18 protein-coding genes and 1 tRNA gene are annotated in these 17,878 nt (G+C 68.6%); 1 reads left to right on the forward strand and 18 read right to left on the reverse strand.

The annotated features are described in order from the left end of the window. Positions 1-121: 121 nt before the first annotated feature. The 16 genes from VFX14_10215 to VFX14_10290 all read right to left on the reverse strand — a co-directional run bounded on the left by VFX14_10215 (position 122) and on the right by VFX14_10290 (position 15,077). The gene (locus VFX14_10215; GenBank protein ID HEU5190052.1) at positions 122-775 is read right to left on the reverse strand and encodes a DnaJ domain-containing protein; all 654 of its coding nucleotides are present in this window, start codon (positions 773-775) and stop codon (positions 122-124) included. A 44-nt stretch (positions 776-819) separates the two neighbouring features. Continuing rightward, positions 820-1,230: an Hsp20/alpha crystallin family protein gene (locus VFX14_10220; protein ID HEU5190053.1), complete on the reverse strand. Its 411-nt coding sequence runs from the start codon at positions 1,228-1,230 to the stop codon at positions 820-822. Between the two features lie 32 nt (positions 1,231-1,262). Next, the gene (locus tag VFX14_10225; protein HEU5190054.1) at positions 1,263-1,721 is read right to left on the reverse strand and encodes an Hsp20/alpha crystallin family protein; all 459 of its coding nucleotides are present in this window, start codon (positions 1,719-1,721) and stop codon (positions 1,263-1,265) included. A gap of 718 nt (positions 1,722-2,439) precedes the next feature. Beyond that, a complete protein-coding gene (locus VFX14_10230; protein HEU5190055.1) occupies positions 2,440-2,829 on the reverse strand; it encodes an acyloxyacyl hydrolase in 390 nt (129 codons plus the stop codon). A gap of 366 nt (positions 2,830-3,195) precedes the next feature. Continuing rightward, positions 3,196-3,501, reverse strand: a complete 306-nt coding sequence (locus VFX14_10235) for a hypothetical protein (protein ID HEU5190056.1) — start codon at positions 3,499-3,501, stop codon at positions 3,196-3,198. A gap of 380 nt (positions 3,502-3,881) precedes the next feature. Next, positions 3,882-3,958: transfer RNA gene (locus tag VFX14_10240), tRNA-Pro, on the reverse strand. Between the two features lie 52 nt (positions 3,959-4,010). After that, positions 4,011-5,936, reverse strand: a complete 1,926-nt coding sequence (locus tag VFX14_10245) for a response regulator (GenBank protein ID HEU5190057.1) — start codon at positions 5,934-5,936, stop codon at positions 4,011-4,013. Next, the gene (locus tag VFX14_10250) at positions 5,933-8,074 is read right to left on the reverse strand and encodes an ATP-binding protein (protein HEU5190058.1); all 2,142 of its coding nucleotides are present in this window, start codon (positions 8,072-8,074) and stop codon (positions 5,933-5,935) included. Before VFX14_10250 ends, VFX14_10245 begins: the two co-directional genes overlap by 4 nt. Continuing rightward, positions 8,071-9,087, reverse strand: coding sequence for an ATP-binding protein (locus VFX14_10255; protein HEU5190059.1), 1,017 nt, complete (start codon positions 9,085-9,087; stop codon positions 8,071-8,073). Before VFX14_10255 ends, VFX14_10250 begins: the two co-directional genes overlap by 4 nt. After that, a complete protein-coding gene (locus tag VFX14_10260; protein HEU5190060.1) occupies positions 9,075-9,482 on the reverse strand; it encodes an anti-sigma regulatory factor in 408 nt (135 codons plus the stop codon). Before VFX14_10260 ends, VFX14_10255 begins: the two co-directional genes overlap by 13 nt. Next, positions 9,466-9,882, reverse strand: a complete 417-nt coding sequence (locus VFX14_10265) for an STAS domain-containing protein (GenBank protein HEU5190061.1) — start codon at positions 9,880-9,882, stop codon at positions 9,466-9,468. Before VFX14_10265 ends, VFX14_10260 begins: the two co-directional genes overlap by 17 nt. Before the next feature lie 8 nt (positions 9,883-9,890). Then, the gene (locus VFX14_10270; GenBank protein HEU5190062.1) at positions 9,891-10,757 is read right to left on the reverse strand and encodes an STAS domain-containing protein; all 867 of its coding nucleotides are present in this window, start codon (positions 10,755-10,757) and stop codon (positions 9,891-9,893) included. Positions 10,758-10,921: 164 nt separating this feature from the next. Further along, a complete protein-coding gene (gene ydiK, locus VFX14_10275) occupies positions 10,922-11,998 on the reverse strand; it encodes an AI-2E family transporter YdiK (GenBank protein HEU5190063.1) in 1,077 nt (358 codons plus the stop codon). Between the two features lie 146 nt (positions 11,999-12,144). Next, on the reverse strand, positions 12,145-12,732 hold the full coding sequence (locus VFX14_10280) for a non-canonical purine NTP pyrophosphatase (protein ID HEU5190064.1): 588 nt from the start codon (positions 12,730-12,732) through the stop codon (positions 12,145-12,147). Positions 12,733-12,745: 13 nt separating this feature from the next. Next, positions 12,746-13,492 carry a ribonuclease PH gene (rph, locus tag VFX14_10285; GenBank protein HEU5190065.1) on the reverse strand — a complete coding sequence of 249 codons (747 nt, stop codon included), beginning with the start codon at positions 13,490-13,492 and terminating at the stop codon, positions 12,746-12,748. A 19-nt stretch (positions 13,493-13,511) separates the two neighbouring features. Then, entirely contained in the window at positions 13,512-15,077 is a 1,566-nt protein-coding gene (locus VFX14_10290) for an N-acetylmuramoyl-L-alanine amidase (GenBank protein ID HEU5190066.1), read from the reverse strand. A gap of 185 nt (positions 15,078-15,262) precedes the next feature. On the opposite strand from VFX14_10290, the gene VFX14_10295 reads away from it, so the two are divergent. Next, positions 15,263-15,655, forward strand: coding sequence for a hypothetical protein (locus VFX14_10295; protein ID HEU5190067.1), 393 nt, complete (start codon positions 15,263-15,265; stop codon positions 15,653-15,655). A 42-nt stretch (positions 15,656-15,697) separates the two neighbouring features. On the opposite strand, the gene VFX14_10300 is transcribed toward VFX14_10295, so the two are convergent. Beyond that, entirely contained in the window at positions 15,698-17,089 is a 1,392-nt protein-coding gene (locus tag VFX14_10300) for a patatin-like phospholipase family protein (GenBank protein HEU5190068.1), read from the reverse strand. A 166-nt stretch (positions 17,090-17,255) separates the two neighbouring features. After that, the gene (locus tag VFX14_10305; protein HEU5190069.1) at positions 17,256-17,846 is read right to left on the reverse strand and encodes a hypothetical protein; all 591 of its coding nucleotides are present in this window, start codon (positions 17,844-17,846) and stop codon (positions 17,256-17,258) included. Positions 17,847-17,878: the final 32 nt, after the last annotated feature.

Genomic DNA, 17,878 nt, shown 5'->3' on the forward strand with positions numbered 1-17,878 from the left:
TGTCGACTTCCTTCTGCACGCGGCCCGGCACGTGCGCCGCACCCACAGTGTCCGAGACAACGCCATTCCTGGGTGAAGTCTGGTAAACGAAAGGCCGCGGAACCGACCAACTCGTCGACCTCTACTCGATCCGCACGTACAGACGCAAATAGAGGTCATGGATGCCGAGCGCGTGAAGGGGCATCTCGATGATCGATTCCGGGCGCACCAGGGGCGGAACCGGAATCCGCACGATCCTCTCGGTGACGATTCGACCCTGCCCGCGACAGCACACGCACGGAAAGAGCCACATGCGGCCGCTTCCGCCGCACTCGAAGCACGACTCGACACCCGGCACCGCGATCGGCACCTCGGCCCCGCGAGACGCCTCCTCCGGCGTCAGGATGACCTCGACGGTGAGTCCCTCGGGCCCCTCGGTCTTTGGAAGTCCGATGCCGGTGAAGTTCCGGAACACGCGCTCAAGCAGGGCGTCGAAGGACGGCCGGACCGCCAATGGTTCGTCCAGCAACCGGCTCCATGGTGCGCTCGGTTGGTCAGCAAATCGCGCGGGCGCACGCTCTTGCCACGCCGCCAGTTCCGCATCGTGGCGGCGCCGTGCCTGCGGGTCGGCGAGGACGGCGTACGCCTCGGCCACCTTCTGGAAGGCGACAGTACTCTGCTCGCCCGCCACATCCGGGTGAAGAATCCGCGCGAGATCGCGATACCGCGCCCGTATGCCCGAAGGGCTCTCGGACTGGGACACCCCCAGGATCAGATAGTAGTTGTGCTGAGCCATCGTCACCTCGGCGGTAGCGGTTCCGCGACTCTCCTCGGTGGTAGTCAGGCAGTCTGGATCTTGATCTGTCGCGGTTTGGCTTGCTCCGCCTTGGGCAGGCGCAGCCGCAGAACTCCGTGTATGAGCGTCGCCTGGATCTGGGCCTGGTCGATCGCCTCAGACAGCGTGAAGCTGCGCTGGAACGTTCCCGCAGGGTACTCGTGAACAACCGCGACCTCGTTCGACCCCTGCTGCGGCTCCGTGTGACCGGTGATCGTCAGCACACCCTCGTGGAGATCAATCGTCAGATGCCCAGGCTTGACGCCCGGCATGTCGGCGAGCACGGTGAGGGCTTCTGAAGCCTCGAAGATGTCCACCGGAGGAGTGAGCAGCACCCCTGGCCGAGTGCCCTCGGTGGTAGTCACGATGTCGCGCGGGCCCTGCGCCTGCAATCCCTGAGTCTGTTCCGTCGCCATGGTTGCCCTCCCTGCGTTGGCTCGTTGTTTCGCTACGAAGTCTGAACCGTCACGCGCCTCGGCTTGGCGGCTTCGTGCTTGGGAAGCGTCAAGGTGAGGACACCGTCGACGTACTTGGCGTCGACGCGTGCGCCGTCGAACGATTCCGGAAGGGTCACGCTCCGGCTGAACGCGCCTTCGGCTCGCTCCTTCCGGTGGTAGCTGACCCCTTGCTCCTCGGGAGACTGTCGCGTGCCCGAGACAGCAATCGTCTGATGGACCACCGAGACGTCGAGTTTGGCCGCGTCGACCCCGGGGATCAACGCGCGGACATAGTAGTGGTCCCGGTCTTCCGAGACGTTCATCGGCGGGAAGACCCCGGACGTCGATCCCTCGCCGGCCGCGCCCGTGAGCCGCTCGAGCAGGCTTTCCATATCCCGCCGCATCTGGCCGAAGCTGTTCGTTGGGGTGTTCCAGGCGACGCTCCAAGGTCTAAGTTGTCGGACGATCATCGCGGGCTCTCCTCCACTCGCTTCTCCGCTCGGTTTACGTGATCTGCGCTCGGCTTACGTGATCCGTGCCCGACGGTAGAGCGGCACCGGCGACACCCCAGCCTTCGAGAGAGCTCATGGAGCATCTCGTAGCAATACGGGCAGTCCCACGGGAGCAGCCCCACCAATTGCCCGGACCTACGTTTGCGCGCGTCACTCGCCACGTCACTGCAGCTCCTTCCTCCTTTCGTCTCGTCAGCGCGATCTTCGGAGGCAAACTTCGAGCACCCACTCATCTTGTTCTGAATGTCGCGGAAAAGATCGAGATCTATTAGTGTTCCAAATGGACGCCAACGCTCGATCGGCATTGTCTCAACCTCCTTGCTGCTCGACTCGCCGGCCCCTTGCTGGCCTTCCGCGACTTCATCAGGCCCTCCCTTCCTCCTTGACTGATGTTGCCTTCGGGCGGGTCTCCCCTGCCGCTCGTTAGCACTTGTAGACGACGAGTGCCAATCAGTCAAGTTCTCGAGGTATTGTTAGATAAATCAACGTGTTGAGATCGTCAGTGCCCTGTGCCCGGGCTGCACACTATTTGGGCAGTCCTACGAAGGAAAATCCCGGTGTCGGATCAGATTCGAGAGAACCTCGCGGACCCCCGTTTTTGCAATCATGGGGTGCGCCGGGAACCGCTCTCGCTCCTATCTTGTCGCCGTGAGGCTCCGTGCCCGCCCCTTTTTGCTCATGGGAAGTAGAAGGAGACAACAAGCACGCCCGTATTGGCCTCGAAGCCGCGGTTCGGCTGTGACGTGTTGCCGTTCGAGACGTGCACGATGCGGTACCCGGCGTAGATCGCGGTCCGGTCTGTGACGGAGAGTGAGGCGCCGACACCGCCATAGAGACGGAAAGCGAAGCTCGAGTCGATCTCGACTACACGCAAACTCGTGCCGCCCGCCGCCGCGCCGACCTCGACGTAGGGGACGAAACGGCCGAGCGAGAGGAAATTGATAGCCCGCGGCCAGGCCGAGCCCCGCCCAGTACCCGGACGCTCGACCGAAGTACTGCTGATAGATGGGCTCGATCCCGACTTCGAGCGCTCCGTATAACGGCCCGTCCCTGCCGACGGTGCCAAAGGGTACTCACGACGCGCGACCGTCGACCCACCAGAAATCCCGTCGCTAGGGAAGTGGTGACCCCGGCGGGATTCACAGGCGATAGCCCGGTAGAAAGACGTGGAGTTATCCCAGTCGCCTAGATACCAAAACCGAGGGAGTAAGCAGTAGCAAGGATCCGGGGCTTTGTTAGAAGGAGGCAAGTACCGGCAGGGTATCGGTTCAGCCGGAGGGGCCCTAGGGGGCCTTCCCTACGCTCCGTACATAGCCCGGACAGGAGGCAGGACAAGCATACGGTCCTGGCTACATGCTGGGCCGGCCTCTTTCGAGGGCTACGGGCCTTTGGGGGGGCGGACGCGCCTTGCTCTACCTTTTCGGCGGCAGCCTTAGGGCCATAGCTGGAAGAGGTGGTCCGAAGTCGCACCCACCAGCCAGATTTCTTTGAACGCTGCCTCCGCCAAGAGATCGCGCAGAACCTGCCGCGCGTGGAGGGCGAAGCCTGTCGCCATACCGCCCGGAACGAGATCAACTAGCAGAATGAACTCCGGCCTCTGCGTGGCCGGATATCGATTTCTCTTCCTTTCAACCGCATACCGAATCAGGTGAACAGCATCATCCGGGGTCAACTCTATCTCCGCCGCGCCCATTGCGTTCAGCGAAGCCCAGCACGGTCCGTCGTAGAGCACCGTCACCCGATACCGCTCTTTGCGTCCTCGGTCCGCCGATCTCGCTACAACATCGACGTCTGATCCGTCTACCTTGTCGAACGTGGCCCATGCACGGCCCGAGAGGTTGGCAATCCGCTTCGCGGCCTCAACCTCATCGGCCGCCTGATTTCTCTTCCATTCGGTCCGCCGCGCCCCAATCCTAAACGTGCCAGTCTCCGTCGGACCCGAGGAAGCAAGTTGCACGCTCCCGGCGCCTGATTTCACGGCTTTCCGGGTTATCCATGGTCTGTTACAAGTTTCGGGTCTGCATCGAGCGCAGGTCAAAGGAGCCCCCGGGTTGGGAGCCCCGCGGTAACATCCCGCACAGAACCCGCACAACGGCGGCCCTGGACGCGGCGTAAAGGTGGTCGGGGTGAGAGGATTTGAACCTCCGACTCCCTGCTCCCAAAGCAGGTGCGCTACCAGGCTGCGCTACACCCCGAATGTTGAAGGGATCTTACCACGGCGGGCGCGGGGGGCCCGGTGCTCTGGCCTCAGGTGCGGCCGGCCAGGCTCGCCACCGCCTCCGCGAGCCGCATGGGATCGAGCGGCTTCGAGAGGTGCATGCGATAGCCGGCGGCGAGGGTGCGCGCCACGTCGGCGCTGTGCGCGTAGGCGGTGACCGCCACCGCCGGCATCACCGTGCCCGTCGCCTCGCGCAGCTCGCGGATGAGCTGTATCCCGTCCATGCCGGGCATGCCGAGGTCGGACACGAGCACGTCGGGCGCGTCCGCCTTCACGGCCTCGAGGGCCTCCGAACCGGACCGCGCCGCAGTCACGCGCGCACCGCAATGTCCCAGCGCCACCGAGGCGAGCGCGAGCGAGTCGACGTCGTCGTCCACCACGAGCACGTGTACGCCGTCGAGGCTCACCTGCCCCTCGCGGCTGATCGCCGCCGGGAACTCCGCCGGCCGGGCCGCCGTGGCCAGCGGGAGTGTCACCGTGAAGGTCGAGCCCTGCCCCTCTCCGCGGCTCGCCGCGTCCACGCGGCCGCCGTGCAGCTCGACGAGATGCCGGACGATGGCCAGGCCGAGGCCGAGCCCCGTGTGCGCGCGGGCCGTCGAGCTATCCGCCTGGCGAAACTTCTCAAACACGTGCGGGAGGAACTCCGGGCGGATGCCCTGACCGGTGTCGGTGACCACGAGCGCCGCGTGGGCGCCCCGCGCCTCCACATTCACGGTGATGCGCCCGCCCTCGCCGGTGAACTTGATCGCGTTCGAGATCAGGTTGGCCGCGACCTGCTGCAGCCGCGCGAAGTCGCCCTCCACGTGGACGGGGGCGCGCTCGGCACGCACGACGACGTCGAGACCCTTGGCATGCGCGGAGACGCGCAATCCCTCCACCGCGGCCTGGGTGACGTCGGCGAGGTCGAGGACATTCCGCTCCAGCGTGAGCTTGCCCGCGATGATCCGCGACACGTCGAGGAGGTCCTCGATCAGCTGGGCCTGGATCCGGCAGTTCCGCTCGATGGCGTCGAGGCCGCGCGCGGTCGTCCCCTCGTCGCTCTTGCCCGACTGCAGCACTCGCACCCAGCCCAGCATCGCGTTGAGCGGCGTGCGGAGCTCGTGGGAGAGCGTGGCGAGGAAGTCGTCCTTGGCGAGGTTCGCCTCCTCGGCCTGGGCACGGGCCGCGCGCTCCCGTCCCAGCAGCTCCGCCCGGGCGCGCTCGAGCCGGCGGCGCTCAGTGACGTCGATCGCGATCACGATGCATGCGCGATGCTTGCCGAACCGGATGGGCGTGGCGGTCAGCTCCACGTCCATGTCGGTGCCGTCGCGGGTGCGGTGCCGCCAGACGCCGATCTGCCCCGGGACACCGTCGAGCTGAGTCAGCACGGCGGGCACGTCGGCGGGCGCGTGGAGATCGCCGATGCGCATGGCCAAGAAAGCCTCGCGCGAGTAGGCATAGCGCTCGACCGCGGCGTCGTTCACCGCCACGATAGTGGACGCGTCCATGTCCACCACCCAGGCCGGCAGCGGATTGCGCTCGAACAGCACGCGATAGCGCGCCTCGGAATCACGCAGGGCCTCCTCGGCGCGCCGTAACCGCAAGAGCGCCCCGACCGTGGCCACGAGCACCGGCGGCTCTACCGGCTGGGTCAGGTAGCTGTCCGCCCCCGCGTCGAGGCTGCGCACTGTGTCCTGGCTGTGGACGAACGTGGCGGACACCTGGAGCACGAGGATCGTCGCGGTGTCGGGATTGCCCTTGAGCCGGCGGCACACCTCGTACCCGCTCATGTCGGGCAGCTTCACGTCGAGCACGATGAGGTCGGGCTTGCGCTCGAGGCAGAGGCGCAGCGCGTCCCCGGCGGTGGTCGCCTCGATGACGTCGTACCCCGCTTGCATGAGGACCCGGGAGACCGCGTACCGGTTCGCCGGTTCGTCGTCCACGGTGAGGATCAGTCCCGGCCGGGGCGCGCTCACGGCCGGAGCCCCGCCTTCATCCAGGTCTCCTGGAGCACGGCGAGCGCATCGTCGCTCGACGTCTGGTCCTTCGACAGCACCGCGACGGCCCGGCGCTCCAGCTCGCCCCGCTCGTCGGGCTCGAGCACCTTGGACGTCACCACCACGACCGGGATGTCCGCGCTCGCGGGGTCGTCCTTGAGCTGGATCAGGAGGTCGAGCCCCGACACGTCCGGCATCACCAGGTCGAGGAAGATGATGTCGGGGTGGCGGTCGCGCGCCGCACGCAGCCCGTCGACACCGTTGGGCATCTCCGTCACCCTGCATCGCACCTGGCTGAGCAGGCGCTTCAGCACGTACCGCGCCACGTCGTCGTCGTCGATGATAAGGGCTTCGGGCAGTCGCCGCCCGCCCGCCAGTCGCTCCAGCTCCCCCAGGAACCACTCACGAGTCACGGGTTTCAGCGCGTAGCCGTCCGCGCCCAGCGCCAGCGCCTTGCGCCGGTCGTCGACATTGCTCACCACCGCCACGGGAATCGCCTGGGTGGCCGGCTTGCTGCGCAGCTCGGCGAGGAAATTCCAGGCTTCCTCCCCGTCGAGCAGAATGTCGAGGATGATCGCCTCGGGCTCCTCCATGGCGAGGGCGCGACGCGCATCGCGCAGGCTGCGCGCCGGGACCATCCGGAACTCGGACTCCCGCAAGTAGCGAGCGTAGATGGTAAGCAGGCGGGGGTCGTTCTCGACCACGAGCACCGGACGCCCCAAGGGCGCCGCCTCTGCCGCCGCCTCGGCCTCGGCTTCGATGGAGACGGGCGCGGCGGCGAAGACGCAGGGAATCGTCGCGGTGAACGTGGAGCCGATACCGGGTTCGCTCACCAGGGTGATGCGCCCGCCCAGGAGATGGGTCAGCTTCCGCGCCAGCGGCAGGCCGAGCCCGGTGCCCTTCACACGGGCCTGAAGGGTATGCTCCACCTGGGCGAACTCCTCGAATATGCGCTCCTGATCCTCGGGCGCGATGCCGATGCCGGTGTCGGAGACCGCGAAGGCCACGGCGACGCCGCCGTCGGCGAGGGTGGCGCTCACCCGCACCTCGCCGCTCTCGGTGTACTTCAGCGCGTTCGAGATGAAGTTCCGCAAGATCTGGGAGACCTTGCCCTCATCGGTGTGGAGCGGCGGGATGCCGGCGGCGGGCTCGAAGACCAGGCGAAGCGACTCGTTCACGAGGAGCGGCCGCAGCATGCCGCGGAGCGCGCCGAACAGGCTCTCGACCTCGAACTCCACGGGCCGCACCGTCACCTTGCCCGCCTCCACCTTGGCGAGGTCGAGAAGATCGTTGACGAGCTCGGTCAGATCCCGCGCGCCCTGACGGATGAAGCCGACCTGCTTCTCCTGCTCGGGGGTGAGCGGACCGTCCATCCGCTCCAGCAGGAGGTGCGAGAGCGCGGTGATGGAGTTGAGCGGCGTCCGGAACTCGTGGCTCATGTTGGAGAGGAACCGCGACTTCAGCTCGTCGGCCCGGCGGAGGTGATCGGCCTTCTCGTCGAGCTCGGCGTAGAGTGCGACCACGCCGCGGTTGGTGTCCTCGAGCTCGCGATTGAGATACTCGAGCTGCTCCTTCCGGACGCGCAGCTCCTCGAGGGCCTGCAGCAGCTCCTGGTTCTGGCGCTGGATCTCCTCCAGGGGCCCGCGCGGTGCTTCGCGGGCGAGCTCCCGTCCCATCGCGGCGATCTCGGTCGGCCCGGCGAGCGGCGCGCCGGGCGGCAAAAGCTTGCGCAGCAGCACCTGCGTGCCGCGGCCGGGCGCCGAAGCGATCTCGAACTGGTCCATGAGGCGCTTCGCGCCCATGATGCCGAGGCCCATGCCGGTCGTCGACCGATAGCGCCCCTCGAGCACACTGGCGAGATCGGCGATGCCGCGCCCGCGGTCGGAGACGAGGGTCTCGAAGAGCTGGGGCGCGGTCCGGCCCTCCACCGCGAACTCGACCGTGCCGCCGCCCGCGTAGCGGAAGGCGTTGCGCGCGATCTCGGACACCGCGGTGGCGATCCGCGTCTGGTCCTGGGTGTCGAAGCCCAGCAGCCGCGCGAGCTGGCGCGCGCGCTGCCGGGCGATCACCACATCGTCCTCGTACTTGAGCGCCACCGTGAGCACGCGTGCGCTCATGCCACCTCCGGCTTGGCCACCACCACGGTCACGTCGTCACGGCCGCGGGCAAAATCCCGGTAGAGCACGCCGGCGACGAGGCTCGCGTCCCGCCCCGTCAGGCCGGGATAGGCGTCGAGCGTCCAGTGGGTGACCAGACCGTCCGAATGCAGGACCATCAGCGCATCGCCCGGCCAGGGATAGGTGAACTCGTTGACTGTCCGCATGAGGTGACCCAGGGTGCCGTTGTGCGAGATCATGTTGCGCCGCGTTCCGCCGGCGAGCACCGACCCCGCGATGTTTCCCACCCCACCGTAGGTGACTACCCCGCGCTCGTCGTCGATGTCGGCGATGGCGGCAGCCGCCCCCCGGGTGCTTCGCAGCGCGTCGTGGATCATCTGCAGCGCCGCCGCCGGGCCTTCAGCCGCGCGCTCCCGGAACACGCGCGTCGCCTCCCGCGCCGCCTCCGCGGCAGCCGGGCCATGGCCGAGGCCGTCCGCCACCATGATGCTGAGACCATCGGCGCGGCGCACCAGCGTCCAGTCGTCGCCGCACACGCGCTCGCCCGCCCTCGCCACGCTGAGCCCGCCTACCGCGATCCGACGGACGGGCGCCGTCCGGGCGGGGTCGCTCCAGAAGCGCGCGAGCACCGCGGTGCCGTGATCGGGATGCGAGTAGATGTCGTGGACGTCGGCCATCCGGGCGATGGCGCCGAGGCCGGTCCCCGGCGTGCCGGAGCTCGACACGCCGTCGCGCATGCTCTCGCCGACATTGGCGATACCCGGCCCCTTGTCGAGGGCGAGCAGCTCGATGCCACGCCGGTCGTTGCCCGGCACCGCCTGCATCAGGATTTCCCCGCCGCCCCCGTGCTTGACGAGATTCGAGCCGGCCTCGGTGGCCACAAGTGAGACGCGGCCGGCGCCGGTGTCGTCGAAGCCGAGATCGCGGGCCATCGCGGCGGCGGCGCGCCGCGCCTCCGCCGACTGGGCTCGATCGACCACCCGTATCACCGCGGTCTCGATCAGCTCGTCCATCGCGCGATGGTGACCCTCGTGCCCTCGCCGGGACGGGACTCGATCGCGAACTCGCTCGAGAGGCGGCGCGCGCCGCCAAGCCCGAGGCCGAGACCGTTGCCGGTGGTGAAGCCATCCTTCAGCGCGCGCTCGATATCGGGGATGCCGGGCCCCTGGTCCTCGAAGGTGAGACGGAGGCCGCGACGCCCCGTCTCCAGGAGGGATTCGATGCGGCAGGTGCCGCCGCCGCCGTAAACGAGGGCGTTCCGGGCCAGCTCGCTCGCCGCCGTCACGATCTTGGTCTGGTCCACGAGGCTGAAGCGCATCTCGACCGCCGCCGACCGCACCGTCTGGCGGAGGACCACGATGTCGGCGGAGGAGCCGAGCGCGAGCTTCTCGTCACTCAGCGTCGGCAATCGTGGTCTCCTCCACCGCCTCCGCCGTGTTGCCGTTCCCGCTCGCCTCGAGCGAGCGGCGCAGGATCTCCATGCCCTTTTCCACGTTGAGCGCGGTGCGGACCCCCGGCAGGGACAGCCCCAGCTCGACGAGGGTGATCGCGACGGCGGGCTGCATGCCGACCACCACCGTCTGCGCGTCGAGCACGCGCGCGATGGACGCGATGCTGCCCAGCATGCGACCGATGAAGGAATCCACGACCTCGAGCGCGGAGATGTCGATGAGCACCGCCCGCGCGCGATGCTGGACGATGCGGTCGGCGAGGTCCTCCTGGAGCGTCGTGGCCAGCCGATCGTGCATGTCCACCTGCACGGTGACGAGGAGATACTCTCCCATCTTCAGGATCGGGATGCGATCCATGGGAAGGCTCAGGCCGGGCGCGGGGTGGCGCGGCCGACGGCGAGCCCGGCGCGCTGGAGCGCGACGGCGAACGCACCGGCCAGGGTGGCCTTGGTCGTCACGTCGCCGAGCTCGACGCCGAGATGCACGATGGTCTGAGCGATCTGGGGACGAATGCCGCTGATGAGGCAATCCGCTCCCATGAGTCGCGCCGCCGCCACCGTCTTGAGCAGGTGCTGGGCGACCAGCGTGTCCACCGTCGGCACGCCGGTGATGTCGATGATGGCGATGCTCGCCCCGGTCTCGACGATGCGCGTGAGGAGCGATTCCATCACGAGCTGGGTGCGCTCGCTGTCGAGGGTGCCGATGAGCGGCAGGGCGAGGATACCTTTCCAGAGCTCCACCACCGGGGTCGAGAGCTCCAGCATGGTCCGCTGCTGGCTGAGGATGACGTCATCGCGCCCTTTCTGGTACATCTCCATCGTGAGGAGCCCGAGCTTGTCGAGCAGCAGCGTGACGGTCCAGAGCTCGGTGGCGAGCGCCGTCGCGTCTCCGCTGAGCTCGCGCTGGAGGCGGGCGAACAGCGGCTCCTTCAGCGAGAAGACGAACATTGCGGTCTCGGAGGGCGAGAAGCCCTGCTTGGCGCGCGAGCGCGAGATGGAGCCGAGGAGATCCCGCACGCCCTCCCAGGCCGGCCCCCCAACGTCGGCCCCGCCCCCGCGCTGCAGCGCGCCGGCAAAGAGGTCGAGGAACGCGCGCGACTGGTCCTCCAGCTCGGATTTCTTGATCAAGTCCGGACGGGCGGTCACCGCGCCGAGCTGGCGCTGCAGCCAGTCCTGCAGGATCTCGGCCTCGTGCTTCTTGATCATCTCGGTGGTCCGGGCGCCGGGGTTCATCTCGGAGTGTCCCTCCTCGAGCTTCTGGGCAGTCTCGTCGCCTGGCGTGGGCAGGTAAAAAGGTTCCGGTCTCCCCGGCGTGCGCGAATGCCGCGCAGGCCGGAGAATCGAGTCAGTAGCACCAGCCGCGCGCCCCTGTCAAGGAGGCGCGCGCGGTCCAGCACCTACTGGGGGGGCGTAGTGTCCTCGGCCTCTCCGCTCTCGATCCAGTCGGAGAGGAGCGTGTAGGTCACGGCGAGCAGGACCGGACCGATGAAGATGCCGATCACGCCGAAGCCGATCATCCCTCCTAGCACACCGGCGAAGATCAGCGGCAGCGGGAGATCAGCGCCGCGGCGGATCAGGATCGGGCGCATCACGTTGTCGAAGCTCACCACGAAGATCGTCCAGACCAGCAGCCCGGTCGCCCAGCCGAACGAGCCGGACCAGTAGAGCCACACCACCGCGGGGCCCAGCACCGGCATCACGCCGATCTGGGCGATGGCCAGGAACACCGCCACCACGGTCAGGATCGCAGCAAAGGGGATGCCGACGACGGCGAGACCGATGCCGGCGAGCAGCGCCTGGATGACCGCCGTCACGATCACGCCCATCGCGATGCCGCGGATGGCGCCGCCCGCGAGCGTTACCGCCCGCGGCCCGCGCGCCCCCGCGAGTCGCTGCGCGAAGCGATGGAGGAACTCCGCCGCCGCGTCGCCGCGCGCGTAGAGATACGCAGAGATCGCCATGATGAGGAGCAGATCGATCGCGAGACTCGCCACGCCGCCGACGAGGCCGAGAAGCCAGGCGGCGAGGAGCTTGGTGTACGGCGAGAGCGTGGCGGTCACATCGGTGGGCGCCGAGAGCACCTCACGCCACCGCTCAGCGATGGTCGGTCCGATGACCGGGATCCCGGTGACCCAGTCGGGCGGCGGCGGCACGTGCATGGAGGCGACGGACGTGGCCCAGGCGATGATTCGGTCGCTGTTGACGATGAGCACGGTGATGGCGGTACCCAGCGGCACGATGAACCCCAGCAGGAGCACGACCGACATCGTCGCGGCGGCGACGGCGCGCCGTCCGCCCACCCGCGTCTGCAGTTGCATCATGATGGGCCACGTCGCGACGACGATGGTCGCCGCCCAGATCATGGCGCCGAGGAACGGCCGCAGGATCCAGAGCGTGCCCGCGATCATGGCGACGAGACAGGCCACGCCGAGCGTGACGCGCGCGACATCCTGGGGCCTCGGCCCGGACGCCATAGGCGGCGGCAATTGTACCGCGGGCTCGTCGAGGCCGAGTCGATCGTCTGGTTGATTCATGGGGCTTGATTCATGGGGCGGGACCATTCGAGCAGTCCGCCGACGGCGCGCCTATGGGACTTAGGGCCTAGGCGGACGCGCCGCCGCTACCGCGCGCGGAGCCACTCGAGCAGCACCGCGCGCGCCTTCGCGATCGCCCGCGCCCGATGGCTGACCACGTTCTTCTCCCGATCCGGCAGCTGGGCGAACGTCGAGTCGAGCGGCGGGTAGTAGAAGAGGGGGTCATAGCCGAAGCCGCCGGTCCCCTGCGGCTGGTCGAGAATGATGCCCTCCGCCTCGCCTTCCGCCGTCGCCTCGCGGCCGCCGGGCTCGACCAGCGCGATCACGCTGCGAAAGCGCGCGGTGCGCCGGAGCGGGGGCACGCCGGCGAGGGCTTCGAGGAGCTTGGCGCAGCGCTGCGCGTCGTCGAGCCCCTCGCCGCCGTAGCGGGCGGAGATCACGCCGGGGGCGCCGCCGAGGGCGTCCACCTCGAGGCCGGAATCGTCCCCCATCGCGAGCATTCCGGTCGCGGCGGCGGCGGCACGCGCCTTGCCGAGGGCGTTGTCCCGGTACGACTCGGCGCCTTCCGGGGGCAGCGTCACCCCGGGAAAGTCCACGAGCGGGCGCACCTGGAGGGGAAGATCGCTCAGCAGGCTCGCCATCTCCCGCGCCTTGCCGGGATTAACGCTCGCCACGACGAGCACGCGCTCAGAGGGCGAAGGACTTCTCCCCGCGCGCGGCCACCGCGCGCCGCTGCAGGCCCACGAGCGCGCCGATGCCCCGCTCGGCCAGCGCGAGCAGCTCGGCGAGGCGGTCCTTGCCGAACGGCGACTGCTCGGCCGTGCCCTGCACCTCCACGAAGGCGCCGCCGCCGGTCATGACCACGTTCATGTCCACCTCGGCGCTCGAGTCCTCGACGTAGTCGAGGTCGAGCAGCGGGCGCGCGCCCACCATGCCCACGCTGATCGCGGCCACGTGGTCACGCAGCGGCGAGCCGGGCAGCACCCCGGCCTGCACCAGCTTGTCGAGCGCGTCGGACAGCGCCACCCAGGAGCCCGTGATGGCCGCAGTGCGGGTGCCGCCATCGGCCTGGATCACGTCGCAGTCCATCCACACCGTGCGCTCGCCGAGCTTCGGCATGTCCACGACCGAGCGGAGCGAGCGGCCGACCAGCCGCTGGATCTCCTGGGACCGGCCGCTGGGCCCGCCGCGCTCTCGGCCCATGCGGGTGTTGGTGGAGCGCGGCAGCATGCCGTACTCCGCGGTCACCCAGCCCTTCCCCTGGCCCTTGAGGAAGGGTGGCACTTTGTCCTCAAGCGACGCGGTGCAGATGACCTTGGTGTCGCCGAACTCGACGAGCACCGAGCCCTCCGGATGCCGGAGATAGTCGCGCGTGATCACGACGCGCCGGAGCTGATCGGGCGCGCGGCCGTCGTGGCGGGGGCCCGTGGTCACGTGGTGGTCGGGGTGGCCGTCACTTGGACGGGGGGCGCGAGAGGGCGGTGCGCAGACGCTGGTCGTACCGCCGCTTGTACTCGCTGAGCCCCGCGTAAATCGCTTTCGCGGCGGCTTCGCGATACTCCGGGGTCGAGAGCTTCTTCTCTTCCTTGGGGTTGGTGAGGAAGCCGATCTCGATCAGGATGGCCGGCATGGCGGCGCCGCCCAGAACGTAGAAGCCCGCCTGCTTGACCCCACGATTGACCAGCCGAAGAGATTTCGTCATCGAGTCCAGCACGGTCTCGGCCAGGAAGCTGGATTCCTGCTGGAACTCGGACTGCGCGAGATCCCAGAGGATGCTCTTCACCGCGTCGTTCTTCTGGCGGGACGCGGCGGTTTCGAGCTGCACCGCCCCGTTCTCGATCGCGGCAATCTGACGGGCCTCGGTGTCGCTCGCCTCGGACGACAAGAAATAGGTCTCGACGCCCTCGGACACCGCGCGCGGGTGCGCGTTGGCGTGGATGGACACGAAGAGGTCGGCGCGCTGCTTGTTGGCGAAGTTGGTCCGGTCGCGCAGCGGCACGAACACGTCGGTGCTGCGCGAGAGGACCACCTTGATGCCGAGGCCGCCGTCCTCGACCATGCGCGCCACCCGCCGCGTCACATCGAGCACGACGTCCTTCTCCTGCACGCCGGTGGGGCCCACCGCGCCGGAGTCGTGGCCCCCGTGGCCGGCGTCGAGCACCACGAGCCGCAGCGGCTGCATGGCCCCGCCCTGGGCGCCCTCCTGCTCGGCGCCCTCCTTGCTCCGGTAGAGATCGATCACGATGCGGTAGGGATCCCGCAGCGAGAAGTCCTTGATCTGCCCCGCCGGCGAGTCGAGGACGACGCGGAGCACGGCGCCGCCGGTGGCCGGCTCGAGCCGGGTCGACTTGACGAGCCCGTCCTCGATCTCCTGGAGCTGGGGCCCGGAGACCCGGAGCGAGGGCAGCCGCACGCGGACCTCGCCACGCTCGGCCCCCTGGTCGACGATCGCGTAGCCGATCGGGGCGGAAGTCTCCAGCACGATACGGGTGAAGCTGGGATAGGACCGCAGGCGCAGGTCCCCGAACGCGACGGCGGGCGCGGGCGCCGCTACCGGCTTGGTCGCCGGCCGGGCGGACGCGGTCGGGGCGGCCACCACCTTCATGGTCACGCCCGGGGCGAGCCGGCCGAGGCCCTTGGCCAGGAAGTCGTCGGGAAGGAGCCAGCCGCTGCTCCCCATGCGGGCCGGGGCGTCGAGGGTGATGGGCGTCCCCGCCACCACCGCGCGCGACTGATTCCGCGTGAACTGGGCCGAGCGCGCGCCGACGGCCAGCGTGCCGCGCTCGCCCTTGGCCGTCCAGGTCCCCTTCAGCACCGCCGCGAGCCGATCGGCCGGCACGTAGCTGCCGCCCTCGTCGAGGCTGACCGGCGTCACGACGCCCAGGGACCCGCTCTTGGCCCGAAGCTCGATGGTGCCCGGGCGCGGGGCGGCGCTCGCCCCCGGGACGATCCCCAGGATGACGAGGCCGAGCGCGATTCGACGGAGCCAGGCAGCCATGCGCGGTGAAGGAATGGTCACGCCATTCTAACAACCGCCTTCGAACGGAGTGAAGTTTCCTCCGGATTATTCGAGGGAACGAAGAAGGGTGGCAGCCTGCGTGTCCTGGGGGTCGAGCGCGACGAGGCGCCCCGCGAGTATTGGACCAAGGTCCGATGTTGGATTTCCAGCCCGACGCCTAACGTGCCGTCGAGGAGGACACAGCCATGCGCAAGCTCGTTGGGTGGATGCTGCTGTTCGCGGGGGTCACGCTGGGCGCGGCCGCCTGCGCGTCGAGCGGGTCGTCCAGCATGTCCGCTGCGCCCCCCGCCAGCAATGTCACGGGGACCTGGTCGGGGACCTATGTGTTCGAGCCCTCCAGCGCCGGCAACGGCCTGGTCACGCTGGTGCTCGCCCAGGACGGGAGCAATGTGAAGGGCAACATGAACGTCCAGGGCCCGCACCGGTTCGCTCCGGCCGTGATCAACGGCGTGATGACGGGGAACGACATCAAGGTGACCGGGCCGGATCTGACGGGCTGGATGAAGGTGAACGGCAATCAGATGACCGGGCTCATCAACGGCATCCTGCCCGTGCGGGTGACCCTCACCAAGCAGTAGGAGCGTGGTCGCGGTCCGGGGCACCCGGGGCGCCTCGGGCTCCTACGGCCGGTTGATGAACTGCAGGATCTCGTCGGCGTGGGCGGCGACCAGCCGTCGCGCGGCCTCGACGAGCAACTGCTTGTCGCACTCCGACGGCAGGTTGAGGCGGGTCGGGATCTCCGCGATCCGCTCCACCACCTCCTCTGCCGTCTTCAGGGGCTCCGGCTCCGCCTTGCACGCCGCCGGGACATCGCTGGCGTCCGCCGCCCACTTGGCGTCCGTGTGGCGGAGCGAGATGACGTGGGTGGTCTTCGAATCCGGAAAGACACCCTCCAGCTGCAGCGTGCGGAAGAAGAGCGCTTGATAGGTGCTGGCTCGCTCCTCCATGATGCTGGGAATGCGCGACATGGGGAAGCTGAAGAACGAGAAGGGCAACGAGCGCAGACCCAGGCGCCGCTCGTCCACCGAGAAGGGAAATGAGCTGTCGAAGGCGATGATGAGCGAGCGCTTGGCGTGCTTCTCCTGGAGCTGCTTGAGGTAGAGCAGAAGCAGGGTCTCGATGCCCTGGTTTTCGTAGAGGCCGCCGTCGCCGGCATGCCAGAAGACCTTCTCGCCGCCCACCTGCAACGTGATCGGGCCGACCAGCGGCGGGAAGGACGCGGACGCGGTGGCGGCACCGGCCAGCCCGATGACGCACGGATCCATGTGGATCTCGGTCGGGGTGATCGGCTTGAGGAGCTGCCAGCGCTTCTCGATGTAGGGGGCCGGCTCCATCGTTCGCCCCTGGCGCTCGAGCGACTTGCGGAGATCGGCGAAGAAGTCGTAATCGAAGTCGTCCGGGGGCACGACCGTCATGGCGAAGCGCCGGCCGTTGTTGTAGAGCGTGCTGTTCACGATGAGGCCGGGAATGTCGCCGTTCCGCTCCCGCTGGCTCATGTCGGCGAACGTGGCCTTGCCGTAGAGACGGTCGCGCAGGAGCTCGGCGAGGGTCTGCGCGGCCAGAGCCGAGTTGATCCATCTGAAAGACAGGAGCTGATTCCAGATGAGGGCATTCTCGAAGTCCTGGCTGAGGTCAACCCGGTACTGCTCGAAGAAGGCGCGGTAGGCGTCGGTCATCGTCCCGTCGGGGTTGAGGACGGGCACCTCCTTGCCCGGCTTCTTGAGGGCGAAGTAGCTCGCTGCGATGCTGCCGCCGGACACGCTCGAGATATGCGAGATCTTCTGGAGCACCGACGCGCCATCGGCCGTGCGCAAGCCGGCCAGCGCCTCGAGTCCGGCCGAGCCGAAGATCGCCGCCCGGCTGCCGCCGCCGGACAGCGCCACGCCAAGCAGGAGATTGGCGTCGTGTAGCGGGCGCAGACACGGCACCTCGGGGTCGACGCGCTTCACCGTGAAGACATGCGCGCTGGCGCAGCCTCCGAGGATGAAGACGGCGAGCAATATCGCGGCCATGGCGCGCCGGCCCATCAACCGCAGCCCCCACGGACGACCTGCATGCAGTCGGTCATCGTCGGCTCCCCGCGTGCGCGTCCGGCGCCCGCCGTCGTCATGATCACGTCACGTGCCGCCACCACGCTCGGCTCCCGCCCGATGAGTACCCTAGCACCCGCCGCCGCCATCACAGAACCTTGTCCTCCCTCATCCTGCCGATGAGCACGGCAGCCAGCTCGCCGGTGAGGGTGGTGACGTCCTTCACATCGGTAGACTCGCTGGTCCCCGACCACACCACGCGCTCCGGCTGCATGCTCCACAGCGTGGACTCGATGGTGAGCACCTCGTACTGTTCGATGGACGGCGGCACCGTGGTGTAGGCCGTTGTGTACCAGCCGTAGAATCCCGCCGCGTAGTAACCGGGGACGACGTAGCCGGGTGTGACGTGGACGTTTCGCTGCACCCGGAGAACGCGCGTGATCAGCACCGCATCCGCCCCCGACTGGGCCACCGCCCCCTTGATCCGCGCGTTGCCGATGGCGCCTTCCTCGGGCAGCAGGAGATAGCTCGCGGTGGCCGCGACCCCCTGGTTGCGCAGGGCCTGGGTGAAGCCGTCCTCGAACACGCGCCGGTTGCTCTGGCTGCGGGCCACGCCGATCACCAGCACGCTGCGCAGCGGCGGGCCCGCGAACTGCGGGTCGCGCCAGGAGTCGCGGAGGACGGTGGAGCTGCACCCCCCTGCGAGCAGCGTCAGCAGGGCGAGCCCGGCAGCGGCCACCACGCGCCGCATCACCCGACGAGGGCGCTCGG

This window comes from Candidatus Methylomirabilota bacterium (assembly GCA_035764725.1).
In the GTDB taxonomy this organism is placed as follows: Bacteria; Methylomirabilota; Methylomirabilia; order Rokubacteriales; family CSP1-6; genus DASRWT01.

Coding starts and splice junctions, on each gene's coding strand:
- VFX14_10225 (HEU5190054.1), bottom strand. CDS start 1,721: ATGATCGTCCGACAACTTAGACCTTGGAGCGTCGCCTGGAACACCCCA.
- VFX14_10215 (HEU5190052.1), bottom strand. CDS start 775: ATGGCTCAGCACAACTACTATCTGATCCTGGGGGTGTCCCAGTCCGAG.
- VFX14_10270 (HEU5190062.1), bottom strand. CDS start 10,757: ATGAACCCCGGCGCCCGGACCACCGAGATGATCAAGAAGCACGAGGCC.
- ydiK (HEU5190063.1), bottom strand. CDS start 11,998: ATGGCGTCCGGGCCGAGGCCCCAGGATGTCGCGCGCGTCACGCTCGGC.
- VFX14_10255 (HEU5190059.1), bottom strand. CDS start 9,087: ATGGACGAGCTGATCGAGACCGCGGTGATACGGGTGGTCGATCGAGCC.
- VFX14_10295 (HEU5190067.1), top strand. CDS start 15,263: ATGCGCAAGCTCGTTGGGTGGATGCTGCTGTTCGCGGGGGTCACGCTG.
- VFX14_10250 (HEU5190058.1), bottom strand. CDS start 8,074: ATGAGCGCACGCGTGCTCACGGTGGCGCTCAAGTACGAGGACGATGTG.
- VFX14_10265 (HEU5190061.1), bottom strand. CDS start 9,882: ATGGATCGCATCCCGATCCTGAAGATGGGAGAGTATCTCCTCGTCACC.
- VFX14_10220 (HEU5190053.1), bottom strand. CDS start 1,230: ATGGCGACGGAACAGACTCAGGGATTGCAGGCGCAGGGCCCGCGCGAC.
- VFX14_10300 (HEU5190068.1), bottom strand. CDS start 17,089: ATGGCCGCGATATTGCTCGCCGTCTTCATCCTCGGAGGCTGCGCCAGC.